Source organism: Flavobacterium sp. (genome assembly GCF_040383245.1).
Taxonomy (GTDB): Bacteria; Bacteroidota; Bacteroidia; order Flavobacteriales; family Flavobacteriaceae; genus Flavobacterium.
The window spans coordinates 1-15937 of the sequence record NZ_JBEIDX010000017.1; the positions used below are offsets into that span (position 1 = coordinate 1).

The 15937-nt window shown below is 34.4% G+C and carries 12 protein-coding genes and 2 tRNA genes; 5 read left to right on the forward strand and 9 right to left on the reverse strand.

Going from position 1 to position 15937, the window contains the following annotated elements:
- Nucleotides 1-21 precede the first annotated feature (21 nt).
- On the forward strand, nucleotides 22-819 hold the full coding sequence (locus ABWO08_RS07970) for a TPM domain-containing protein (RefSeq protein WP_353084972.1): 798 nt from the start codon (nucleotides 22-24) through the stop codon (nucleotides 817-819).
- 96 nt (nucleotides 820-915) lie between these two features.
- On the opposite strand, the gene ABWO08_RS07975 is transcribed toward ABWO08_RS07970, so the two are convergent.
- The 3 genes from ABWO08_RS07975 to ABWO08_RS07985 all read right to left on the reverse strand — a co-directional run bounded on the left by ABWO08_RS07975 (nucleotide 916) and on the right by ABWO08_RS07985 (nucleotide 2404).
- Nucleotides 916-989, reverse strand: a tRNA-Val gene (locus tag ABWO08_RS07975).
- A 54-nt stretch (nucleotides 990-1043) separates the two neighbouring features.
- Nucleotides 1044-1118: transfer RNA gene (locus ABWO08_RS07980), tRNA-Val, on the reverse strand.
- A 65-nt stretch (nucleotides 1119-1183) separates the two neighbouring features.
- On the reverse strand, nucleotides 1184-2404 hold the full coding sequence (locus ABWO08_RS07985) for a bifunctional folylpolyglutamate synthase/dihydrofolate synthase (RefSeq protein ID WP_353084974.1): 1221 nt from the start codon (nucleotides 2402-2404) through the stop codon (nucleotides 1184-1186).
- 127 nt (nucleotides 2405-2531) lie between these two features.
- Here ABWO08_RS07985 and ABWO08_RS07990 point away from each other — a divergent pair, with 127 nt between their 5' ends.
- Nucleotides 2532-3242, forward strand: a complete 711-nt coding sequence (locus tag ABWO08_RS07990; RefSeq protein WP_502902961.1) for a MotA/TolQ/ExbB proton channel family protein — start codon at nucleotides 2532-2534, stop codon at nucleotides 3240-3242.
- The gene (locus ABWO08_RS07995) at nucleotides 3226-3621 is read left to right on the forward strand and encodes an ExbD/TolR family protein (protein WP_353084976.1); all 396 of its coding nucleotides are present in this window, start codon (nucleotides 3226-3228) and stop codon (nucleotides 3619-3621) included. The genes ABWO08_RS07990 and ABWO08_RS07995 overlap by 17 nt, the downstream gene beginning before the upstream one ends.
- Nucleotides 3622-3653: 32 nt before the next feature.
- Here the strand turns inward: ABWO08_RS07995 and ABWO08_RS08000 are convergent, their stop codons facing one another.
- Nucleotides 3654-4235 (reverse strand): MiaE family protein, encoded by a 582-nt coding sequence (locus ABWO08_RS08000; RefSeq protein ID WP_353084978.1) that lies wholly within the window; start codon nucleotides 4233-4235, stop codon nucleotides 3654-3656.
- Nucleotides 4236-4295: 60 nt separating this feature from the next.
- On the opposite strand from ABWO08_RS08000, the gene ABWO08_RS08005 reads away from it, so the two are divergent.
- On the forward strand, nucleotides 4296-5525 hold the full coding sequence (locus ABWO08_RS08005; RefSeq protein WP_353084980.1) for a glycosyltransferase family 4 protein: 1230 nt from the start codon (nucleotides 4296-4298) through the stop codon (nucleotides 5523-5525).
- Nucleotides 5526-5577: 52 nt separating this feature from the next.
- Here ABWO08_RS08005 and ABWO08_RS08010 read toward each other — a convergent pair whose 3' ends face one another.
- The 5 genes from ABWO08_RS08010 to porU form a co-directional block, all read right to left on the reverse strand.
- Complete coding sequence (locus ABWO08_RS08010; protein ID WP_353084981.1) at nucleotides 5578-7173, reverse strand: dihydrolipoyl dehydrogenase family protein; 1596 nt, start codon at nucleotides 7171-7173, stop codon at nucleotides 5578-5580.
- A gap of 2 nt (nucleotides 7174-7175) precedes the next feature.
- Nucleotides 7176-8174, reverse strand: a complete 999-nt coding sequence (gene pdhA / locus ABWO08_RS08015) for a pyruvate dehydrogenase (acetyl-transferring) E1 component subunit alpha (protein WP_353084983.1) — start codon at nucleotides 8172-8174, stop codon at nucleotides 7176-7178.
- A 182-nt stretch (nucleotides 8175-8356) separates the two neighbouring features.
- Nucleotides 8357-8839 carry a cytidine deaminase gene (gene cdd / locus ABWO08_RS08020; RefSeq protein WP_353084985.1) on the reverse strand — a complete coding sequence of 161 codons (483 nt, stop codon included), beginning with the start codon at nucleotides 8837-8839 and terminating at the stop codon, nucleotides 8357-8359.
- Nucleotides 8840-8905: 66 nt separating this feature from the next.
- Nucleotides 8906-10117 carry a type IX secretion system outer membrane channel protein PorV gene (gene porV / locus ABWO08_RS08025; protein WP_353084987.1) on the reverse strand — a complete coding sequence of 404 codons (1212 nt, stop codon included), beginning with the start codon at nucleotides 10115-10117 and terminating at the stop codon, nucleotides 8906-8908.
- A gap of 45 nt (nucleotides 10118-10162) precedes the next feature.
- Nucleotides 10163-13996, reverse strand: a complete 3834-nt coding sequence (gene porU / locus ABWO08_RS08030; protein ID WP_353084989.1) for a type IX secretion system sortase PorU — start codon at nucleotides 13994-13996, stop codon at nucleotides 10163-10165.
- 197 nt (nucleotides 13997-14193) lie between these two features.
- Between porU and gldJ the strand changes: the two genes are divergently transcribed.
- Nucleotides 14194-15912: a gliding motility lipoprotein GldJ gene (gene gldJ / locus ABWO08_RS08035; RefSeq protein ID WP_353084991.1), complete on the forward strand. Its 1719-nt coding sequence runs from the start codon at nucleotides 14194-14196 to the stop codon at nucleotides 15910-15912.
- Nucleotides 15913-15937: the final 25 nt, after the last annotated feature.

Genomic DNA, 15937 nt, shown 5'->3' on the forward strand with positions numbered 1-15937 from the left:
AACCAATGAAATTTCAAAAGGATGATAAAGTTGGCATATAAACTCGCACAGTTCCTACTTTTTATGGCCTTATTGGCGGTGCATCAATGCAGTTTGGCGCAGGTTACCCTACCCAAAAAACCAGGATTTATCCCCCCGATTATCGATAGCACCCAAACGTTGTCGAAAGCAGAATTGGCTTCATTATATGAAAAGCTAAAGATTTACTCCGACAGCACCTCGACCGAGATTTTTGTGATGATGGTTAAAACTACCCAGGGCGAATCCATCAACCGGTACGCTACCGATTTGGGACAAGCGTGGGAAATTGGTCAAAAAGGGAAAGACAATGGCGTGGTACTTCTTATTGCGCTAGAGGATCGGAAAATGACGATTGCAACGGGTTATGGTGTAGAACATCTCCTTACGGATGCGCAGTCGCGTCGTATCATTGAACGAGACCTGAAACCTTTTTTCAAAAAAGGGGACTATTATGGTGGGATTCAATCGGGAACCGAAGCGATTTTCAAAACGCTTAAAGGCGAATACAAAAACGATCGTAAAGGCAAGTCGGGTGACACCTTGGTGGGTGGCATCATCTTTTTTATCTTTTTACTTGTCTTTATCATTATCATTGCCATTGCTTCGCGAAATAGACGCGGTGGCGGTGGGCGTGGCGGCAGCGGATTCAGCGGTCCCGATTTGGCCGACATCATCATACTCAGCAGCTTGGGACGAGGTTCTGGCGGCGGCTGGGGTGGTGGCTCCTCCTCTGGAGGCTGGGGCGGCTTTGGCGGCGGCGGTGGCTTTGGCGGTGGCGGTGCCAGCGGCGATTGGTAGACGCATCGTTACTTTCCCTTCAGGTCGTTTTAACGGTCAAAAAGAAATCATAAACCATAAAAAAAGCCTTTCTATTACGAAAGGCTTTTGTTTTTGTGGGTCATACTGGAATCGAACCAGTGACTTCTACCCTGTCAAGGTAGCACTCTGAACCGCTGAGTTAATGACCCATACAATTTACAGAACGAAGTCCATAAAAAAAGCAAGTCGTAGGACTTGCTTTGTGGGCGATGAGGGGTTCGAACCCCCGACCCCCTCGGTGTAAACGAGGTGCTCTGAACCAGCTGAGCTAATCGCCCGATTTTTGATTTCTCATTAATCAGGGTGCAAATATAGGGCTATTTTTTAATCTAGCAAACATTTTTTATAAAACTTCTGCAACTACAAAGGTGCTTCCGCCAATGTAAATGAAGTCGTTTTTATGGGCATTTTCTCTTGCAGCTTGATAAGCGTTTGAAACAGAATTATATACTTTGCCTACAAGCTGTTTTTTATTTGCTTTTTCTTTTAGAATTGAAGCGTCCAACCCTCGGGAAATTCCGGGTTTGCAAAAATAATATTCAGCTTCCAAAGGAAATAAGGGTAGTATTTCGTCCAAATCTTTATCATTAACTACGCCTAAAACAATATGAAGTTTTTGGTAACTTTCTTTTTTAATTTGATTCAAAACTACCTTCAATCCATGAGAATTATGCGCAGTGTCACAAATTGTTTTTGGCTCAACACCAAGTTGTTGCCATCTTCCTTGCAATCCCGTATTAGCAATTACATTTAGGAATCCTTTATTAATGTTTTCCTCAGAAAGCAAAAACGCACCTTGCGCTTGAATTACTCGAATGGTTTGCAACACCGTTTTTTTATTTGCATTTTGATAATCTCCAAGCAATTTAGAAGGATAGGTTTCGGTTATTAAATCGGAAGCAAAATAAATTTCCGAATTTGTTTGTTTTGCTTTTTCTATAAAAACTAATTTAGTTTCCTCATTATATTCTCCTATTACCACAGGAATTACTTCTTTAATTATTCCGGCTTTTTCCTTGGCAATGCTGGAGTAAGTTGTGCCTAAAAACTGGGTGTGGTCTTTGGCGATATTTGTAATTACTGAAACCAATGGCGTTATGATGTTTGTAGCGTCCAATCTTCCGCCCATTCCAACTTCTATAATATTAATATCGGTTTTTTCTTTTTGGAAATACTCAAATGCCAATCCCACTGTCATTTCAAAAAAACTGAGTTCGTTTTCTTCAAAAAAAGATTTGTTTTTTTCTACAAACTCACAAACAAAATCTTCTGCTATTTCTTCACCGTTGATTTTTATTCGTTCTCTAAAATCTTTAAGATGTGGTGAAGTATACAAACCAACTTTATATCCCGCTTCTTGTAAAATGGATGCAAGTAAATGTGAAGTTGAACCTTTTCCATTAGTGCCGGCGACATGAATACATTTCAATTCCTTTTCGGGATGATTTAAATGTGCTGCCAACAACTGCGTATTGGTTAAATCTTCTTTATAAGCAGAAGCCCCTTGTAGTTGGTATACAGGTAATTGATTAAAAAGCCAGCTGATTGTTTCTTGGTAATTCATTTATTTTTAGAATAAAAAAATCTAATACAAAATATTTTTCCAAATTTGTAGTTTACTATTATATTAGAAATTATCTTTAGTGCAAATTTGAGATTATTTTTAATAACTAAATCAAAAATAAAAAAGTATGATGAATTTTTTTCTACAAGTGCAAAACGATACAATTGCTCAAGCCACTGGTGCTGTAATAGAAGGTACCGTAAAAACGAATGAAATTACAGTATTAGAATTTATTTTTAAAGGAGGATTTTTCCTTATTCCGATAGCTCTTTTGTTATTTTATACTTTTTATTTGATTATCGAACGTTATTTATATATTTATAAACGGGCTGTTATGGATCCGAATTTAGTTCGCGATATCCGCGATAATTTAAATGCAGGAAATTTAGATGGAGCAGTAAATATTGCAGAAAGAAATGGAACCGCCTCTGGTTATGTGCTTCGCGAAGGAATATTAACTATTGGAAGACCTATTTCTGAAATTGAATCAAATATGGAGCGTGCTGCAAATATTGAAATTGGTGGAATGGAACGCAAATTAGGTCAATTAGGTTTAATTGCTGGTATTGCACCAACCTTTGGTTTTATTGGAACGATCGCTGGAGTTATTAAAATATTTTATAGCATTTCTCAAACCGAAGATATTAGTATTGGTAATATTTCTGGAGGTTTGTATGAAAAAATGATTAGCTCTGGTGCTGGATTGGTTGTGGGAATTATTGCCTATTCGGCGTATCATTTATTTAATGGTAAAATTGACAGTTTTGCGTTAAGCATTCAAAAACAAGTATTAGATTTTGTTAATATAATTCAGCGTCCAAATGGTAAAACGAAATAAACGATTTCATGCCGAAGTAGCTACTTCGTCGTTAAGTGATATCATGTTCTTTTTGCTTTTGTTTTTCTTAATTATTTCAACATTAGCAAATCCAAATGTGATTAAAATGACCTTACCAAAATCTAAAACAAGTGAAAAGACCAACAAACAGCTTATTAGTTTGTCTATCACAGAAGATAAACGGTATTATTTGGATAAGGAAGAAATAGCATTTGCCGATTTAGAAACTACATTGCTTTCTAAAATGGGAGCATCAAAAGACCAAACGGTTGTAGTTCGAATTCCATTTAATTTGCAAGTGCAGGATTTAGTTGATGTACTTCAAATAGGAGTGAAAAACAAATTGAAGTTTGTGATTGCAACTAATAATTCAAAATAAAAAAGGCAGTTTTAAACTGCCTTTTTTATTTATTACCCATGAACGGTTTCTGCTTTTCCATAATTGGAAATTAATTCGCCTTCAAATTCCAACCATTCTTTCCAGCGCTTATCTACATCCACTTTTTCAGTATATTTTCTAGCAAATTTTAAGAAAGTGGTATAATGTCCAGCTTCGCTAATCATTAATTCTCTATAAAATTCAGCTAATTTTGGATCCTTAATATTTTGAGATAAAACCTTAAAGCGTTCGCAACTTCTAGCTTCAATCATCGCCGAAAACAACAAACGATCAATAAATGAATCGTTTCTGCTCCCGTCTTTTTTCATGAATTTAAAAAGCTCATTTACATAATGGTCTTTGCGCTCAAGGCCTAGTTTTAGTCCGCGTTCTTTAATGATGTTGTGCACCATTTGAAAATGTTCTAATTCTTCTTTTGCAATTTCTAACAAGTCGGTTACAAGTTCTTCGTGCTCCGAATTGTAAGTAATAATTGTAATAATATTAGTAGCGGCTTTTTGTTCGCACCAAGCATGATCGGTAAGAATTTCTTCAATATTTGATTCGACTATGGTAACCCATCTTGGGTCGGTTACTAATTTTAGACCTAACATTTGCTTTGTATTTTGATATATGCAAAATTAAGTCTTTTCTTTGTAATTGAATTCGAAATTATGGTAAAATCTAAAAGTTTATTAATTCTTGGTTTTGTGTGGCCCGAGCCAAAATCTTCGGCTGCCGGAAGTCGCATGATGCAATTGATTGATTTGTTTGCTGCTGCAAATTATAATGTCACTTTTGCAAGTACGGCGCAAAATCTGGAATTTTCTGAAGATCTTACCCGTATCGGAATTTCTATCCAAAACATTGAGTTGAATTCTTCTTCGTTTGATGAATTTATTAAAGAATTAAATCCTGAAATTGTTTTATTCGATCGATTTATGGTAGAAGAACAATTTGGTTGGCGCGTTTCAGAATGTTGTCCAGATGCTTTAAAAATACTCGATACCGAAGATTTGCATTGTTTGCGTCAGGCGCGACAATTGGCTGTAAAGCAAAATCGAGAATTTACTTTTGATGATTTGTTTTCGGATGTTGCAAAAAGAGAAATTGCGAGTATTCTGCGATGCGATTTAACCTTAATGGTTTCCGAATTTGAAATGGATTTGTTGCACACACATTTTAAAATTGATAACGAGTTATTGTTTTATTTGCCACTATTTTCGGAGCAACTCGATGACAATCCTTCGTTTGAAAATCGAGCTGATTTTGTTTTTATTGGTAATTTTCTACATGAACCCAATTTAGATTGTGTTTGTTACTTAGCCAATACGATTTGGCCTTCATTACATTTAAAATTACCAGAAGCTAAATTGTTCGTTTATGGTGCCTATCCAAATGATAAAGTGATGCAGTTGAATAATTCTAAAATTAACTTTCAGGTTTTGGGTAGGGCAGAAGATGCTGCTGAAGTAATAAAGAATGCAAGAGTCATGTTGGCCCCGCTTCGTTTTGGAGCTGGGATAAAAGGTAAATTATTGGAGTCTATGCAATGCGGAACTCCAAGTGTTACTTCTTCAATTGGCGCTGAAGCTATGGCCGGTGATTTAGAATGGAATGGGTTTGTTAAGGATGATCCAAAGGAGTTTGTAGCCTCTGCAATTGCACTCTATTCGGATGTTGTTCTTTGGGAAAAAAGTCAGGAAAATGGATACCTAATTGTAGGAAATCGATACCAAAAGTCCTCATTTGAAAATGATTTTATTAATCGTGTGTATTCAATAAAAGAAAATTTGAAACAACACCGAAATTCCAATTTTATGGGATCTATTTTGCAATTTCATTTAAATTCAAGTACCAAGTACATGAGTAAATGGATTGAGGAAAAGAATAAAAAGATATAAATAAAAAACCCGCTTTTTTGAAGCGGGTTTTTTATATGAATATAACTTAGTATTAAGCTAACATAGTAACTGGGTTTTCTATAAACAGTTTTAATGTTTGTAAGAATTGAGCTCCAGTAGCACCATCAATAGTTCTGTGGTCGCACGCTAAAGAAAGCATCATAGTATTTCCAACTACAATTTGTCCGTTTTTCACAACTGGTTTTTCAATGATTGCACCAACAGAAAGTATTGCAGAATTTGGTTGATTGATAATCGAATTGAATTCAACGATACCAAACATTCCAAGGTTTGAAACAGTAAATGTGCTTCCTTCCATTTCGTTTGGAAGTAATTTTTTCGTTTTTGCTCTTCCGGCTAAGTCTCTAACACCAGCGCCAATTTGAGATAAACTCATGGCATCGGTAAATTTTAAAACAGGAACCACTAATCCATCTTCTACAGCCACAGCAACTCCAATATTCACATGGTGATTAATGGTAATCGCCTCCTCATTCCATTGTGAATTGATTTTTGGATGTTTTTTTAACGCCATTGCACAAGCTTTAATTACCATGTCGTTAAATGAAACTTTGGTATCCGGAACGGCATTGATCATTGCTCTTGATTTCATTGCTTCATCCATGCTCACTTCAATAGTTAAATTGTAGTGTGGAGCAGTAAATAAAGATTCTGCCAATCTTTTAGCAATAATTTTTCGCATTTGCGAATTGTTGATTTTTTCGGTTACCATTTCTCCAGCAGGTACAAATGGTTTTGCAGCTGCAACTGTTTGTTCAGAATGGGAAACGGATGGTGAAGCAACAGCTGGTGCTGAAGCATTGTGGTTTTCTACATCACTTTTAGTGATTCTACCATTTTCACCTGTACCATTTATTTGAGAAAGGTTAATTCCTTTATCTTTTGCAATTTGTTTTGCTAATGGTGAAGCAAATATTCGGTCATTTGAAGTTGTAGTTGAAACATTAGAAGTTGCTGCCATTGGAGCTTTAACTGGTTCAGCAATCTGAGCAACTGGCGCTTCTACTTTTCCAAAATTTTCTGCAACTCCTGTAATGTCAGTTCCCGCAGGTCCAATAATAGCTAATACGCTATCTACTGGAGCCGATTCCCCCTCTTGAATTCCAATGAACAATAAAGTTCCTGCGTTGAAAGATTCAAATTCCATTGTTGCTTTATCGGTTTCGATTTCAGCAAGAATATCACCTTCGTTAACAGTGTCTCCAACTTTTTTCAACCATGTTGCAACAGTTCCTGTAGTCATCGTGTCACTTAAACGTGGCATGGTGATTACTTTTAAGCCTGCAGGTATTGCTACCGCCGCTTGTGTTGCAGCTGGTGCTTCTGCTACTGGAGCTGCCTGCGCTGCTGCTTGAGCCGCACCTGATAATAAACCAGAAATATCTTCTCCTTCTTTTCCAATGATAGCTAATAAAGAATCTACTGGAGCTGAATTTCCTGCTTCAATTCCAATGTGTAATAAAACACCTGAATTGAAAGATTCAAATTCCATTGTAGCTTTATCGGTTTCGATTTCTGCTAAAATGTCTCCTTCTTTAATAGTGTCTCCAACTTTTTTTAGCCAATTTGCAACTGTCCCTTCGGTCATCGTGTCGCTCAATCGAGGCATTGTAATTACTGTAGCCATGATTATAATCTATGAGAAATGAATGGATAATTTTCTTGTTCGTAAACCACATCATATAATTGTTGTGCTTCTGGGTAAGGAGATTCTTCTGCGAATTTTTCACATTCGTCAACTAAATCTTTTACTCTTTGATCCATAGCTTCAATTTCTGCATCTGTAGCATACTTTTTTTCTTTGATGATATCTAAAACCTGAGTTATTGGGTCAATTTTTCTATATTCATCTACTTCTTCTTTTGAACGATATAATTGCGCATCCGACATCGAGTGACCTCTATAACGGTACGTTTTCATTTCTAAAAATGTTGGTCCATCTCCACGACGCGCTCTTTCAATAGCTTCAGTCATTGCTTCAGCTACTTTCACTGGGTTCATTCCGTCAACTGGTCCGCAAGGCATTTCATATCCTAAACCCAATTTCCAAATATCGGTATGGTTAGCCGTTCTTTCTACTGAAGTTCCCATGGCATATCCATTGTTTTCACAAATAAATACAACAGGAAGCTTCCATGTCATAGCCATGTTAAATGCTTCATGAAGCGATCCTTGACGAGCAGCACCATCTCCAAAATAGGTTAAGGTAACTCCGCCAGTATTGAAATATTTATCGGCAAAAGCCATACCTGCGCCAACAGGAATTTGAGCTCCTACAATTCCGTGACCACCAAAAAATCCGTGTTCTTTAGAAAAAATGTGCATTGATCCACCCATACCTTTAGAAGTGCCGGTAACTTTTCCGTAAAGCTCTGCCATAACTTTTTTAGGATCTACTCCCATTCCTATTGGCTGAACGTGATTACGGTAAGCCGTGATCATTTTATCTTTAGATAAATCCATTACATGAAGAGCACCTGCAAGAACTGCTTCTTGTCCGTTATATAAATGTAAAAAACCTCTTACTTTTTGTTGAATATATACTGCAGCTAATTTGTCTTCAAATTTTCTCCAAAACTGCATGTCTTCATACCATTTTAAATAGACTTCTTTAGTAATCTCTTTCATTTTTAGTGAATTACGGATGTTATTTAATATTTTATTTATTTATTTCTGATGCAATAAATTGCTTTTCACAAATTTACGAATTGCAAAAGTAAGATATTGTATGTAGATGTAAAAATTAATAGCGCTCAAATTATTACAATTTATAAATTGTTTAATCAAAAATATCAACTACATCGATATAGCTAAAGTGAGGTGCTATTGAAAGATAAGGGCAATAAATTATTTATTGAATTGGATCTGTATACCTCACCCGATTCTCCCATAAAATATATTTCTATTGGAGCATCTTGTTTAAATTCATATTCAGCTATAGATTGTCGGCAAGAACCACAGGGTGGGATAGGAGTTAGGGTTGGGTTACTATCTGACGCTGCCGAAATTGCTATCGTAACTATTTTAGCCTCTGGATAAATGGCACCGGCTTGATAAATGGCAACTCTTTCTGCACAAAGCCCTGAAGGGTAGGCTGCATTTTCTTGATTGGATCCCAACACAATTTTGCCATTGTCTAATGCAATGGCAGTGCCAACTCTAAAATGTGAATAAGGAGCATAGGCCTTTTTTCTAATTTCAATTGCTTGTTGCACCAAAGATTGAATGTTCTCTGGCAATTGAGTTTGATCTTCAAAAACTTTAAATGTGGTCGTAATATTTATTTCTTTCATAATTATAGCGGAAAAAAAATCCAAATTTCAATGAAATTTGGATTGTAAATTTGTTGTATTTAGCTATTAAAGGTCATCGTATTTTTCTCCAAAATTAAATGTAAGAGAAAAACGAAGCGTATTTTCTAAAGGACTTTTAATGTTTGATGCATTGAATAAATAAGAAACATCTACTTTAACGACATTATATTTAAAACCGGTACCAAGAGTAAAGAATTTTCTTGCTCCTTTTGCAGGACTTTCATGGAAATAACCCATTCTAAACGCGAATGAATCTTGATACATATATTCAGTTCCAACAGAATAAGTGATTTCTTTTAACTCCTCAGACATGCCTCCTGGAGCATCTCCAAATGATTGAAACATTCCAGATACCCAATTGATATTTTTATATTCGGTATTAATTATTGATTGATCGTTATTATCAATGATTCCATTCCCATCTACATCCTTTAATTCTAGAGGAGTTGGCACCATCAATTTGGCAAATTCCACATTCAACGCTACTTTATTGTATTCATCTAGTATAAAATCAAAACCTCCCCCAATTCGCATATTTGCTGGCAAATAATTAGAAGTGATGTCATTTTTAGTATTATCATAACTAATTTTTGGTCCCATATTTTGGAAATTAAACCCTAATCGGTATCTTCCATTAAATTCATTAAATGCGATCTCTTCAGATTGAAAAAAACCAGCCACATCAACAGCAAAAGAAGATCCTGGAACAGCATCCGAATTAACATCAGCAATTTTTAAATTGGATCTAATGTATCTTCCTCCAACAGCCATGCTAAAATGATCACTTAATTTAAGAGAATAAGAACCGTCTAATGCTAATTCATTGGGTTTAACCACATTTGCAGGGTCATCAAAATTTTGTCTCAATTCTATTTCACCTAAACTAAAATAACGTAAACTTGTTGCAAATGCACTTCTTTCAGAAATTCGATTGTAATAGTTTACTTGACCTAGCGAAATATCGTTTACCAATTGGGTTAAGTAAGGAGTATAACTAATTGAAAATCCTTGTTTGTCATTTGCAAATGCATATTTAGCTGGATTCCATTGTTGCGAATACGCATCAGCAGAAGTTGCTACCCCTTGGTCTGCCATACCTGCTGCTCTAGCATCAGAAGCTATCAATAGAAAAGGAACTCCGGTTGTAATTACTCTTTCTTGTGCATAAATAGAAAGATTTGTAAAACAAACTAACAATAAAATTAAGGTGTTTTTATTTGAATAAAAATTTTTTAGTATTTGATTTTTTTGAAACATTGATTTCATTTTATGTTTTAATTAATTAACAAATATAGTATTTTCTTATAGGATTACAAGTTTTTCTATTTTTTCAGCTTGATTATCTGAAATGGTTGATCTTACAGTTAATTTATAAATGTATACGCCTTTACCAATTTTATCCCCAAAATCATCTTTCCCATCCCAAGTAATTTCTCTTGATAAAAAACCTTCAGTTGTTACTATTTGATTGATTGTCTTCACAATTTTACCTGTGATTGTCATAACTTGAACTTGCACTTCTAGGGGTTCGAAAGGTTTATTATGGCTGAACCAAAATTGTGTGTAATTTACAAACGGATTTGGATAATTTAACACATTACTTAAAGTTACATCTTGACTATTGGCAACTACAAATTGAATTTCAGTTGAAATAAAATTATTATATACATCCCATGTTTTGAATGTAATTGTGTGTAATCCGGCAGTTAAATTTCGAAAAGGAAATCGGATTTTTCCTATTTTATAATTGTTCAGTTCGGTTTCGTAATAATCATTCAAAATATAAGGCTTGGTCTCATCACCATCTAAAATTGCTACGATATCATGGCCAATGCCACTTGCTGTATTTATTCCGTTTTCATCTTCTATAAATGCAAGAAAAAAGGGCGATTCATTCGTAATTCCTCCATTTATAAATGTTTCGTCATTCATGTAAAGACGCACCCTTGGCGGTGTAACATCAGCAACTGCATTGGTATTTATTCCGCCAATTTTAATGGTTAAATTATGACCTGTTTTATCTTCTAACACCTGATTTTTTTTAGCATAAAAACTAACTCTTCCGTTTCCAAGTGGAATTTTGATGTCTTTAGGAACTACAAATCCTATTTCAAACAGTCCATTAGAAACCGATGCATTTCCACGAAAAATTGTTTCTCCAAGATTATTTAGCGCAATAGGAGGGCTGTATCCATCATTATTTAATGTCATTTGAGTATAATTCTTGTCAAATACATTAATGGCAACTTCACCATTAAAATTTGACAGCAATAAACCGTTTTCATCATGTACTTCACCACTTAGTTTTACATAACTCAAAGCTTTTAAGTCATCAATTGGCTGTGTGATGGGTACATCATTTATTTTTGTTAATACAATATTTGGTTTTGGTATGGCCAACATTAATGCTGGATCACCAATGTAGGAAGTTACCCGAATCGCAGATCCGTCTGCATTGCTAACGCTTTTTGCTAATCTTAATGCTTCTGCAATTGATACTCTTGGAGCGTTTCCAAAAGAATATAAAAATGAAGATAGCGAAGTGTTAAAATCAAAAGCATAACTGATTTCTCTAGTTGTTGAAACTAATGAAATGGCACCACCTTTAGGATTCCAATAGGTGTATTCACCTGCTGTTGGACGAAACGGATTATCAAATCGTGTAAACTGACAGGTAATTGTAATAAATAAAGGATATTTATATTGGTTGTAGTAATTGGATCCGTCAGGTTTGTCCCAAAGTCGTTCTCCAGTAAGACCGTCTTCACCTCCGTGACCTAAAAAATTAAATACTAAAGCGCCTTTTTCAAAATAATTGTTTAATTCTTCTTTTGCTTTTGGATAGCGATCTCCACCTGCAGAAGTTTCTTGTTGGTAGGCATCTAATATGATTTTCTTGAAATTGACATTAGGGGTATTGGCATAAATTACATCTGTTAGGGTGTTTTGAGCAGTTTGTAAAACACCGTCTCCATTTTTATCAGTGTCGTCTGAAATGGCAACATAATTATTTCTCCAACTTCCATAGGATTTTATGTCATGATATTCGATTACCTTATTTACCATTTCTTCAGCTTGCTGAGCAGATGAAATTAGCATTCTACCAACTGCAATATCTGGAGCGCCATAACTAATATCAAGGTTTCCTTCATTAGAATCCATCATCACAAAATAATCATCTGAAGAGAAAGAAGCAGCAGTTTCATAATAACTGTTTACGGCATGATAAATCGGAACAATATTGGTGTTGTTTCGAATTCGATCTTTAAAATCAAATGATGCATCTCCAAAAAGATTTACATATTTAACTTTTTTAGCAGATGATGAAGCATTTTGATAAACATATTTAATAAAATTTCTAATCGCGCCAATGTCTTGTTTTCCGCCACCAAACTCCTGATAAATTAAGTCTAAATTGACCACTTTAACATTTATTCCAGAATAATTTCTGTGAAAATTCGCCAATTTTTCTGCTTGGGAATTTAAAGAACGAGGGGTAATGATTAAATAATCTATATCTTGAAAAACGCCTTGATTATTGTTAAATATGGTTCCTTTTAAATTTTGATTAGCAACCGATGAGTTCGAATCTTTAGAGGGAGAATATGTGTCCGACAAATCAACTGCGATATAATTCTTTGCTTGCCCTAAGTTTGTTTTAAACGAAAAATTACTTTGTCCGTTATTAGCATAAGAACCTACATTGTAAATATCAGTTATATCCCAAACTTGAGAAATTCCGGTTGCATTAGAGAATTGATATTGCCCAATTCCAGTTAATGTGCTTGCAGCATTATAAGTAAATCGAAATTGTTTTCCGAAGCCAACCAAATTACTTTTTGCTTTTATATTGATGTAATCTAAATACCCTTTGGAAGTTGGCACTCCATTGTTGTTGTAATTTAGTTTAATACTAATATTTGTGGTTGCAGGAAATGTAGTATTTGAGGGTAAATTTCCCTCTGCTGCAGCTTTTCCAGAATTCAATGTTACATCTACCATGTTTAATGTACCTAGATTTGCTCCATTTGCAGTTGCAACAAAAGAAGTAGTAACAACCGAATTAGCTCCGGTATGAATTGCTATGCTAGCTGGGGTATTTGTATCAATATTTGGAAATGAGAAATCAAAAGTTTGTTCGTTTTTTGTGCTAAAATCTTCTCCAAACCATGTTCTTCCTAGTCGACCAATATTAATTAAATCAACTTCGTGAAATTGGTAATCATCAAACGAAGTTATTGTAGTTGTTGGTGTTCCAGTTGGCTCAGAAATTGCATTTATTCTTTTGCCATTTGAAGCTCCAACGGTAATATAGTAATAAGATTTGTCGGCATATAAATTTAAATTGGTGTTGTTTTCTGTGCTCCAATTATCCATTCCTTCGCCATAAAATAGTATGTAGTCACCGTCATTAAAAGCGCCGTCAGATTCTCCTGCAACCTGAATGGCGTTTTCAGTTAGGTCGTTTGGATACGGAGCATTATTTGATAATGGAGCCATTCTACCTCCAAGACCATATATTTGAATTTTTTGTGGATCTATAGAGTTTGGATTAAAACCTAAATCAGATAAAAAGCTTTTAGTGATTTTGTAAACCCCAGATTTTTCAATATAAAATCGTTTCCAGGTTCCAGTTGATAAAACCGAATTGGTAATTGCAGAAGTTGAATTATTTGAAACAAATCTATTTTCAAACGAAGTTTTAGTGAAATAATAATTTAGAGACAGCACCTTTTTATATCCAGATTCGTCTTTAATTATTGGCAAAAACGAAAGGTAGCAATAATTTTGATCTCTAGAGTTTATTGCTTTTACTGAAGCTTTTATTGTGTTATTTATTTCCGATTTAGATAAATCTCCAATTTGAGATTCAGAAATGGATTCGTAAACAATATTGTTAATTTGAAGTGAATTTTCATTAATAATATAATCTACAGGGATTTTCTTTATGAAAAGCAACGATCTATTATGAAAGTTAAAATTATAACTATCTGATGAAAATTGAGGAATTTGTAACTTGGTTTCTTCGATTGCATATTCTGTTTTAGCGATCCAATCAATTAAGATTGTACCGCTTTGTTGAGCATTTGCAATGCAACTTGAAAGTATAAAAATTAAAGCAAGAATATTTTTCATTGAATATGAAAACGAAAATAAGTTGTAAATATTACTATTGGGTAAAATTAAAATTAATAATTAGTTTATGCAATAATAAATAACGTGATGCGTTATTAAAATATGTTGAAAAATATTTTTTCTAATTTTTAAAAAAGTTGTTGCAATTTCAAGGTTAATTCTTATATTGCGGCTCGAAATTTATTACCTACTTAAGTATGAAAGTAAACAAATTTATGGCAATCAGATTGTTACTTGTATTAGTAATTACAGTTAGTATTACAAGTTGTAGCAAAAAATCAAGTTCTAATTCTGGTTCTAAAGCAACAGGTTGGAAAATCAATGATAAAAAAGGAGGATTTCAATATGCCTCTAAATACAAGAAGCAAGAAACTGCTCCTGGACTTGTATTAGTTGAAGGTGGAACTTTCACAATGGGTAAAGTTCAAGACGATCCAATGCATGATTGGAATAATACTCCAAATCAACAACATGTAATGTCTTTTTACATGGATGAAACGGAAGTTACTAACATGATGTATATGGAGTATTTGGATTGGATAAAAAGAGTATTTCCGCCAGATCAAGATAATTATAAAAACATCTACGAAGGTGCTGTACCAGATACTTTAGTTTGGAGAAGCCGTTTAGGTTATAATGAAACAATGACTAACAATTACTTGAGACATCCAGCTCATGCTGAATATCCTGTAGTTGGAGTTAATTGGATTCAAGCGACAGAATTTAGTAAATGGAGAACAGACCGTGTAAATGAATCGGTATTAGAAAGAGAAGGTTACTTGAAAAAAGATGCGAAAGTTGTTGATGTAAAAGCTGAATCAACTTTTAGTACAGATACTTATTTAGCAGCTCCTTCAAAAACTTTTGGTGGTGATGATAAAATCGTACTTAAAGGTAGAAAAAATTCAAAAGCTGCTGGTAAAGGTGGTTCTAAAGGACCTGGTGGAGTAAACAAACCTGCTACTAATGTTTATGCTCAAAGATCTTCTGGAATTATATTACCAGAATATAGATTACCAACTGAAGCTGAATGGGAATATGCAGCAGCAGCAGATATTGGTCAAAGAGAATACAATACGTATAAAGGTCAAAAGAAATATCCTTGGTCTGGAAGTTATACTCGTACAAGTAAAAGACAAATTAAAGGTGACCAGTTGGCCAACTTTAAACAAGGAAAAGGAGATTACGGTGGAATCGCTGGATGGTCTGATGATAATGCAGATATTACTAATAAAGTAAAATCATATCCACCAAATGATTTTGGTTTGTATGATATGGCAGGAAACGTTGCAGAATGGGTTGCTGATGTTTACCGTCCAATTGTTGATGATGAAGCAAATGACTTCAATTACTTTAGAGGTAACGAATTCATGAAAAATAAAATTGGTACTGACGGTAAAGTTGAATTAATCACTCCAGAAACTCAAAAATTTGATACTTTATCTAATGGTAAATTAATTGCAAGAAATTTTTCTGGTCAAATTGCTCAAGTTCCTGTTGATGATAAAGAAACTTATTTAAGACAAAACTTTGATAAGAGTGATCTTAAAAACTATAGAGATGGTGACAAACAATCATCTAGATATTTTGATTTTGGTTCTTCAGAAGAAGGTGACGGAAAATTAAGAGAAGATCAAAAAATGTATGATTCACCGGTACACAATGTTTCTACAGATAGTATTGGTAACATGATTCGTAAATATGACCGTTCAAATAAAAGAACTACATTGGTAAACGACGATGTTAGAGTTTATAAAGGGGGTTCTTGGAGAGACAGAGCGTATTGGTTAGATCCTGCACAAAGAAGATATTTCCCACAAGATATGGCAACAGATTATATTGGATTTAGATGTGCAATGTCTAGAGTTGGTCCAAAATCAGATTTCAAAAAATCTGCTAGAAATAAAAAAAGATAATATTTAAAATTAAATATAGCAAAAG

Bases quoted from the DNA above. Each gene is read 5' to 3' on its own strand.
- ABWO08_RS07970 (WP_353084972.1), top strand. From the start codon at position 22: ATGATAAAGTTGGCATATAAACTCGCACAGTTCCTACTTTTTATGGCC.
- ABWO08_RS07985 (WP_353084974.1), bottom strand. From the start codon at position 2,404: ATGAATTACCAAGAAACAATCAGCTGGCTTTTTAATCAATTACCTGTA.
- ABWO08_RS07990 (WP_502902961.1), top strand. From the start codon at position 2,532: ATGATGAATTTTTTTCTACAAGTGCAAAACGATACAATTGCTCAAGCC.
- ABWO08_RS07995 (WP_353084976.1), top strand. From the start codon at position 3,226: ATGGTAAAACGAAATAAACGATTTCATGCCGAAGTAGCTACTTCGTCG.
- ABWO08_RS08000 (WP_353084978.1), bottom strand. From the start codon at position 4,235: ATGTTAGGTCTAAAATTAGTAACCGACCCAAGATGGGTTACCATAGTC.
- ABWO08_RS08005 (WP_353084980.1), top strand. From the start codon at position 4,296: ATGGTAAAATCTAAAAGTTTATTAATTCTTGGTTTTGTGTGGCCCGAG.
- ABWO08_RS08010 (WP_353084981.1), bottom strand. From the start codon at position 7,173: ATGGCTACAGTAATTACAATGCCTCGATTGAGCGACACGATGACCGAA.
- pdhA (WP_353084983.1), bottom strand. From the start codon at position 8,174: ATGAAAGAGATTACTAAAGAAGTCTATTTAAAATGGTATGAAGACATG.
- cdd (WP_353084985.1), bottom strand. From the start codon at position 8,839: ATGAAAGAAATAAATATTACGACCACATTTAAAGTTTTTGAAGATCAA.
- porV (WP_353084987.1), bottom strand. From the start codon at position 10,117: ATGTTTCAAAAAAATCAAATACTAAAAAATTTTTATTCAAATAAAAAC.
- porU (WP_353084989.1), bottom strand. From the start codon at position 13,996: ATGAAAAATATTCTTGCTTTAATTTTTATACTTTCAAGTTGCATTGCA.
- gldJ (WP_353084991.1), top strand. From the start codon at position 14,194: ATGAAAGTAAACAAATTTATGGCAATCAGATTGTTACTTGTATTAGTA.